5 protein-coding genes are annotated in these 7,929 nt (G+C 73.5%); 1 reads left to right on the top strand and 4 read right to left on the bottom strand.

Features of this window, described 5'->3' with window-relative positions:
- Positions 1 to 195 precede the first annotated feature (195 nt).
- The gene (locus AACH11_RS22325) at positions 196 to 1,047 is read right to left on the bottom strand and encodes a DUF1365 domain-containing protein (protein WP_341376491.1); all 852 of its coding nucleotides are present in this window, start codon (positions 1,045 to 1,047) and stop codon (positions 196 to 198) included.
- Between the two features lies 1 nt (position 1,048).
- Positions 1,049 to 2,491 (bottom strand): NAD(P)/FAD-dependent oxidoreductase, encoded by a 1,443-nt coding sequence (locus AACH11_RS22320; protein ID WP_341376490.1) that lies wholly within the window; start codon positions 2,489 to 2,491, stop codon positions 1,049 to 1,051.
- A gap of 605 nt (positions 2,492 to 3,096) precedes the next feature.
- On the opposite strand from AACH11_RS22320, the gene AACH11_RS22315 reads away from it, so the two are divergent.
- The gene (locus tag AACH11_RS22315) at positions 3,097 to 3,975 is read left to right on the top strand and encodes a ferritin family protein (RefSeq protein ID WP_341376489.1); all 879 of its coding nucleotides are present in this window, start codon (positions 3,097 to 3,099) and stop codon (positions 3,973 to 3,975) included.
- A gap of 110 nt (positions 3,976 to 4,085) precedes the next feature.
- On the opposite strand, the gene AACH11_RS22310 is transcribed toward AACH11_RS22315, so the two are convergent.
- Positions 4,086 to 4,778, bottom strand: a complete 693-nt coding sequence (locus tag AACH11_RS22310) for a rhomboid family protein (RefSeq protein WP_341376488.1) — start codon at positions 4,776 to 4,778, stop codon at positions 4,086 to 4,088.
- 178 nt (positions 4,779 to 4,956) lie between these two features.
- Positions 4,957 to 7,770: a bifunctional [glutamate--ammonia ligase]-adenylyl-L-tyrosine phosphorylase/[glutamate--ammonia-ligase] adenylyltransferase gene (gene glnE / locus AACH11_RS22305; RefSeq protein ID WP_341376487.1), complete on the bottom strand. Its 2,814-nt coding sequence runs from the start codon at positions 7,768 to 7,770 to the stop codon at positions 4,957 to 4,959.
- Positions 7,771 to 7,929: the final 159 nt, after the last annotated feature.

Below are 7,929 nucleotides of genomic sequence, written 5' to 3'. Positions count from 1 at the left end.
GCGCCCTTGGCCGCCGCACACGCTCGCCAGGCCTTGCACAGCCGCACAAACGGCCCTCACACCGCTCCCGCTGCGCATCGGCTCCCGCCTCCTCGCGCCACTGCTGCAATCAGCAGCCACGCGCTCCCCACGGTCGATCGGCGGTTCGTTCACGGCTTGTCAGGTCTCGGTGCGGATGCGGGCGGCGTTGCCGGCTCAGGTGCCGGCCGAGCGCCGTGCCCGCGCATGGCCATCGGTGCCGAAGAAACGCACGCCCTTGAGGGCCAGCCGCAGGGCCTGCCAGTGGATGCGCCAGGTCACGGCCAGCGCATGCCACGGCATGTGCCAGGCCAGATGGCGCAGCGCCGCCGCATCCAGTGCCCGCAGCGCACCGCTCTGGCTGGTGCGCAGCACCTCACCTTGGGCGTCATCGTGGTCGATCCGGACCACGCAGTGGCGGGCCGCCGCCACCGGATCGCCGACGGCGGCGGCGGCGGCGGTCATCACGGCCGTCTCGGCACGGGCCATCAGAAAGCGCATCCGGTAGCCGCCTTCGACCTGGTTGAACGGCGAGACGTGCAGGCACTTGCCGGTGCGCTGCTCACGGCCCCAGGCCAGTTCGGGGCCGTGCAGCAGGTAGACATGCCGCTGGCCGAAGGTGTTGTTGACCTCGGTCAGCACGGCCACGAGCCGGCCGTCGCGCGCCAGGCAGTACCAGAAGCTGACCGGCTTGAAGACATGGCCGAGCAGACGGGGAAAGGTCTGCAGCCAGATCTCGCCGTCGACGCCGTCGATGCCGGCCGCACGCAGGCGCGACTCGATCCAGGCCAGTGCATCGGGGCCGCCGTCGCCATGGTCACGGTCGTGGAAGCTGAACCAGGCGCGGCGGTTGCGGCGCAGCGGCGGTGCCGGCTGCCGGGCCAGCGCCCGCATCGGCAGCAGCAGGAAGCAGCCCGGGTAGGCGAAGGCATGGTCGACCGGCCGCAGCCGGTGGTGGCGCACCCAGCCGAAGCCGATGCGCGGTCCGGCCGCCGGCGCGTCGGCCGGCGACATCCCGGGCGTTGCCATCTCAGACCCCGGCATGGGCGGCCTGCGCGCCGGCCAGCGCCGACGTGGCCACCGGCAGAGCCGGCGCCACCATCCGCTCGCCGCGCGGACCCGCGGCCGCGGGATCGGGCGTGCAGACGGCGCGCACGCCCTCGGCCGCCTCCAGGCCCGAGCGCAGGCCGTCCTCATGGAAGCCGTAGCCGGTCCAGGCGCCGGCGAACCAGATCCGGTCGCGGCCCTGGATCTGCGGCAGCCGCCGCTGGGCGGCGATGGCGGCGGCATCGAACACCGGGTGGGCATAGTCGAACTCGCCATGGATGCAGGCGCCGTCGATCTCACGCACCGGGTTGAGCGAAACGACCACCGGCTGCGCCCAGGGCAGCGGCTGCAGGCGGTTGATCAGGTAGTGCAGACAGACCGCGCCCTGCTCGGTGCCGGCATGCGCCGCGCGCTCGTAGTTCCAGGCCGCCCAGGTCTTGCGGCGCTGCGGCAGCTGACGCACGTCGGTGTGCAGCACCGCGCGGTTGCGGTGGTAGCCGATGGCGCCGAGCAGCGCGCGCTCGTCGGCCGCCGCCCCCTCGCCCAACAGGCGCAGGGCCTGGTCGCTGTGGCAGGCCAGCACCACCGCGTCATGGCGCTGCGGGCCCTGCGGGGTCAGCAGCGTGACGCCGTCGACCTCGCGGCGCAGCGCCTGCACCGGGCAGCCGGTGCGCACGTCGGGCAATGCCGCCACCATCCGGCGCACGTACTCCCGCGAGCCCCCGCTGACCGTGTACCACTGCGGACGCTGGCGGACGCGGATCAGGCCATGGTTGTGGCAGAAGCGCACCATGGTGGCGACCGGAAAGCGCAGCATCTGCTCGGTCGGGCAGCTCCAGATGCAGCCCAGCATCGGCAGCAGGTAGTCGTCGCGGAAGGCCGCGCCATAACGTCCGGTCTGCAGATACTCGCCCAGCGGCATCGCGAGCGCGGCCTGCTGGCGCGCATCGGGCACCGGCGCGGTGGCCAGCGCCGTGGTCTCGCGGTTGAAGCGCAGCAGGTCGGCCAGCATGCCCCAGAAGCGCGGCCGCAGCAGGTTGCGGCGCTGGGCGAACACGCTGTCCAGATCGTGGCCGCTCCACTCCAGCGCCGTGGCGCCGGCCGCCCCGGGCGCCTGCACCGAGAACGACATGTCCGACGCCGCGGTCGGCACCTGCAGCTGCTCGAACAGGCGCACCAGCTGCGGATAGGTGGCGTGGTTGAAGACCAGGAAGCCGGCGTCCACGCCGTGGCGGATGCCGTCGAGCGTCAGATCGACCGTGTGGGCATGGCCACCGGGCCGGTCGTCAGCCTCGTACAGCACCACGTCCGCCGACTCGCGCAGCGCCCAGGCGGCGGCCAGTCCGGAGATGCCGCTGCCGACCACCGCGACGCGGGGCCGCACCGGCAGCGGCCGCGGGCCGGTCGAGGCGCCAGCGGCGCTCATGCGGCGCTCCCGGTGCGGGCGGGCGCCCGCCGGGCCAGGTCAAGAGAAGGGATCGTGCAGCACCCCGGGGTCAACGAGGGAGGGAGGGAGGAGGAGGAGAACAACCCCGGAGCGTGCAGTCGGCTGCACGATCGCGAAACCGGTCGGGTGGTGACCACGCCCTGCCGGACGCGGCCCACGCCTGCATGGAGCGGGCGGCGCACGGAAGGTTCCGCGCCCGGCGATGCGGACCGCAGGCGGCGCCCCCGCACCGACGATGACGACGACGGCGAGGTGCAGCCAAGGCCTTCCTGCGGACATGCCGGGACACGGAACATGACGGTCTCCACTTGAACTGTTCGGTTTCATTGTGACCAGTGAGTTCAAGAAAGCAATCCATCGTGATGCGAAACCCCTGACGGGGCTGAGGCCTTGCCGCGACAGACGGGCGCTCAGCCCCCCATCCCACGCACACGCGGGGGGCGGACACCTGGACCGGCACGCCCGGCGCAGCACGCTGCACGTGGCATGGACCACGACAGCCCGCACCGCGGGCACGGTCTTGGTCCGGCGCCGGGCGGACGCGGCTGCCTAGAATCCGCCGTTCTCTTGCCCAGGATCAATCCATGCTCTATCCCGAACTCTTCAAGCAGCTCGAAGCCGTGCGCTGGAACATGGACAGCGACATCGCCTGGGACCGCTTCGACGCGGGCCTGCTGACCGAGGAGCAGGCGCAGACCATCAAGATGAACGCGATCACCGAGTGGGCGGCACTGCCGGCCACCGAGATGTTCCTGCGCGACAACCGCGACGACAGCGACTTCTCCGCCTTCATGAGCGTCTGGTTCTTCGAGGAGCAGAAGCACTCGCTGGTGCTGATGGAGTACCTGCGCCGCTTCCGCCCGGACCTGGTGCCCACCGAGCAGGAACTGCACGAGGTGCGCTTCGAGTTCGATCCGGCCCCGGCGCTGGAGACACTGATGCTGCACTTCTGCGGCGAGGTGCGCCTGAACCACTGGTACCGCCGGGCGGCCGAGTGGCACACCGAGCCGGTGATCCGCCAGATCTACGAGACCCTGGCCAAGGACGAGGCGCGCCACGGCGGCGCCTACCTGCGCTACATGAAGCGCGCGATGGGCCGCTTCGGTGACGAGGCCCGCGCGGCCTTCGCCAAGGTCGGCGTGCTGATGGCCAGCGCGCGCCGCACGGCCCAGGCGCTGCACCCGACCAATCTGCACGTCAACGAGGCGCTGTTCCCGCGCGACACCGTGCAGAGCCGCCTGCCCGATCCGGCCTGGCTGGAGCGCTGGCTGGACCAGCAGATCCAGTTCGATGCGACCTGGGAGAGCAAGGTCGTCGACCGCATCCTGCACAACCTGAGCCTGCTGATGGAGCGCAGCTTCACCAGCGTGCAGGAGCTCAACCGCTTCCGCAAGGAAATGGCCGCACGCGTGGCCGCCGCCAGCGCCGCCACGGCCGCGCCGCGGCCTGGCACGGCCGGCTGAACGACGGCCGGGGGACCGCCCGATACCGCGCGATACCGCCCGGCATCGCCCGGTGCCGACAGGACCGCGGTGCCACCGCGCAGCGGCATCCGTACGCCTCAGGATGCCGGTCAGCCTTCCGGCCGGGGCGCATCAGGCCGGGGCGCATCAGGCCGCCGAGCATCCGGCGACGCGGTGACCGGCCCGAGCGCCAGCGCGGCCCCGCAGGCCAGTCCCGCCAGCGCACCGGCCAGATGGGCCAGCGGCACGCGGGCCATGCCCAGGCCGGCATCCCAGGACAGCACCGGTCCCCAGGGCTGCTCGGCCAGCAGCTTGACCAGCAGGCCGGCGACCAGCACGCGGCCGACGCGACGCCGCGCCGCATCCGGCGCCCGCCACAGCGCGACGGCCAGCACCGCGACACCGGCATGCAGCACGCCGGACAGGCCGCCGTAGTGGTGCAAGGGCCAGGGACGGCCGCAGAGCCCGTCCGCCAGCAGGCCCGCCCCACCGGCGCCGAACGCCACACGGCCCGTCGCCCCGGCCTCCACCGCCAGCGCCGGGACACCCACCGCCGCCCCGCCCGTCAGGCACAGCTGGGCGCCCAGCAGCAGCCACAGCAGCAGGTGGGTCAGCGGCCAGGCCAGCGCCCAGGCGCGCACCACACGCCAGCCGGCGTCCGCCTCGTGGCCCAGCCAGGCCAGCAGCGCCAGGGCGCCGAGATTGAGCGTCAGGTGAGCGGCCCCCAGATGCACCCAGCCCGCCGTCAGCAGACGCCAGGGTTGCGTGGCCAGCCACTGCGGCTGCCAGTCGAACCAGGACACGGCCGCGGCCGCGCCCCCGTCACCGGGCGGACCGAGCCCGTGGCCCAGCAGCGCACCGGCCGCCGCCACGGCACAGGCCGCCAGCCAGGGGCGGCGGCCCCACCCCCTCGCCGGAGCCGGAGCCGACGGACGGCACGGCTCCCGGCCGCCGCAACGCGCAGGCCGCGGCTCCGCCGGCTCAGACGCGTCCGGCCGGGACACCGAAGACGGCCAGCCAGAGCGCCAGCACGGCCGCCCGCTCGGCCGCCAGCGCATCGGGCGGCACCTGCGTGGGCTGCTCGTCGAGCCGCGCCCGGTGCTGGGCCCGGCGCAGCTCGCGGTAGGCCCGCGCCGCCGCCTCGCCGACACCCGCGGGCAGCAGGCCCGCGGCCTCGGCCCGCTGCAGCAGCGCGATGTTGCCGACGTCGTCGGCCAGCTCGGGGCAGCGGGCGGCATGGGCCAGCACCAGCACCTGCACCGCGAACTCGGCGTCCATCATGCCGCCGGGGCTGTGCTTGACGTCGAACAGGCCGTCGCGCACGGCGTGTGCGGCCCGCACCCGTTCGCGCATGTCCATCACCTCCTGGCGCAGCGCGTCCAGGTCGCGCGGACTGGTCAGCACCTGGCGGCGCACGTCCTCGAAGCGCAGGCCGAGCGCCGCCGGGCCGGCGCAGGCCCGGGCGCGGGTGATGGCCTGGTGCTCCCAGGTCCAGGCGGTGTTGCTGCCGCGGCCGACCTGGTACTTCTCGAAGGCCGCGATCGAGGTCACCAGCAGGCCGGAGTTGCCGTTGGGCCGCAGGGCGGTGTCGATCTCGAACAGCTCGCCGGCCGGCGTGCGCAGCGTCAGCCAGGGCACCAGCTTGCGCACGAAATGGCTGTAGACCTCCTGCGCCAGGTCGGGATCGGCCTCGTCCGCGTCGTCGTAGAGGAAGACCACGTCCAGGTCGCTGCCGTAGCCCAGCTCCTTGCCGCCGAGCTTGCCGTAGGCGATGACGGCGAACTGCGGCTCGGCGCGGTGGTGCTGGCGCAGCCGCGGCCAGGCCCAGCGCAGCACGGTGGCCAGCGTGGCGTCGGCCAGCGCGGACAGGTCGTCGGCCACCTGCTCGACGCTGATCAGGCCCTCGACGTCGCGCACCAGGGTGCGGAAGATCTCGGCGTGGTGGGCACGGCGCAGCGTGTCCAGCAGCGCGCCCTCGTCGTCCTCGCCGGCGCGCACCCAGGCGGCATGGCGCTCGTCGAGCGAGGCGACATAGTCGGCGGCATCGAAGCGGCCGTGCAGCAGGCGCGGATCGGCCAGCTCGTCGATCACGCCCGGGTGGCGCAGCAGGTAGCGCATCGGCCAGCGGGCCAGGCCCAGCAGGCGCAGCAGGCGCTGGTGGACCTCGGGCCGCTCGACCAGCAGCGCCAGATAGCTCTCCCGCCGCAGCAGCGGCTCCAGCCAGTCGATGAAGCGCAGCCCGGCCTCGGGCGCGCACAGGCCGTCGGCCACGGCCTGGCCGGCGCGCGCCATCAAGCGGCCCAGCCGCAGCTTGCTCTCGTCGCGCAGGGCCTGCACGCGGGGCTGCGCGCGCCAGACCTGCAGCCGCTCGGCCATCGCTGCGGGCAGGCGTTCGAGCAGCGCATCGGCATCGACCGGATGCGGCGTGCCGCAGTTGCGGCAGCCGCCGCGGCCGGGCGCCGGTGCGCCGGGCGCGCGGCCGTCGTGCAGCAGCGCGTCGAACTCGGTGGCCACCAGCTCGCGCACCTCCAGCAGGCGGTCGAGCAGCTGGCAGCTGGGCGGCGGATGAGCGACGCGCGGCAGCAGGTCGGCCCCGTCGCCGGCCGGCTGCGCAGGCTCCGGCGGCAGCGAGCGGGAGATCCAGCACAGATCGTCCTCGCTGGTGGGCACGAGGTGGGTCTGCTGGTCGTCCAGGTACTGGATGCGGTGCTCGACCTGGCGCAGGAAGGTGTAGGCGCGGGCCAGGGCCACGGCCGTCTCGGGCTTCATCAGCCCGCGCGCGGCCAGCTTGTCCAGGCACTTGAGCGTGCCGCGGCTGCGGATCTCGGGGAACTGGCCGCCGCGCACCACCAGCATCAGCTGCACGATGAACTCGATCTCGCGGATGCCGCCGCGCGAGAGCTTGACGTCGTTGGCCCGCTCGGGCCGGCCGGCGGCCCGGCGCGTGGCCTCGTCGCGGATCTTGCGGTGCAGCTGGCGCAGGCCCTCGAACACGCCGTAGTCCAGGTAGCGGCGGTAGACGAAGGCGCTGACCAGCGAGCGCAAGGGCAACGCACGACCCGAGGTGACGGCCGAACGCGGCGCGACCACCCGGCTCTTGAGCCAGGCGAAGCGCTCCCACTCGCGGCCCTGGACGACGAAGTACTCCTCGAGCATCGCCAGCGAGACCACCGGCGGCCCGGAATTGCCGTTGGGCCGCAGCGCGAGGTCGACGCGGAAGACGAAGCCGTCCTCGGTCACGTCGCCGATCAGCGCATAGAGCCGCTTGGCCACCGCCGCGAAGTACTCGTGCGCGGTGCGCTGCGGCTGCGTGCTGCCGGGCGCGGGCCGGGTCAGGCCGTCTTCCTCGTAGACGTAGATCAGGTCGATGTCGGAGGAGACGTTGAGCTCGCGCGCGCCGAGCTTGCCCATGCCGATGATCCAGAAGTCGATCACCCGGCCCTGCTCGTCGATCGGCGGGCCGCTGCGCGCGTCCTCCTCGGCGCGGGCGGCGGCCAGGGCCAGCTCCAGCGTGGCCTCGGCCAGCACGGTGATGGCGCCGACGATGTCGGCCAGCGGCGCGGCCTGCTCGACGTCGAGCACGACCAGGCGCTCGAAGACCAGCTGGCGCGTGACCCGCAAGGCGCTGGCCAGCGGCCGGCCGGCCTGGTGCAGACGCAGCGCCAGATCGGTGATGACGGCCGCATCGGGCAGGCCCGGCGGCAGCTGGGCCAGCTCGTCGCCATAGCGGCGGCGGATGCGCTGCACGCAACGGCTGTGGTCCGCCAGCGCTCGCTGCGCGGCCTCTGAAGACATCCGCGTGCTTTGCATCAGCCTGCACTCCCCGACACCGACCGGACACCCGCCGCGCGGGACCCCTGTGCTAGATTGGCCGCGCCGTGGGCCGGCGCCCCTGAAGCCGCCGCCCCCACGCGGGTGCGGGCCTTGCCATGCGCTGCGTGCTGCCTGTCACTC

The organism is Pseudaquabacterium rugosum (genome assembly GCF_038066575.1).
Classification (GTDB): Bacteria; Pseudomonadota; Gammaproteobacteria; order Burkholderiales; family Burkholderiaceae_C; genus Pseudaquabacterium; species Pseudaquabacterium rugosum.
Note: the sequence above shows the minus strand (reverse complement) of the source record. Positions and strands in the feature narration are given on the sequence as shown.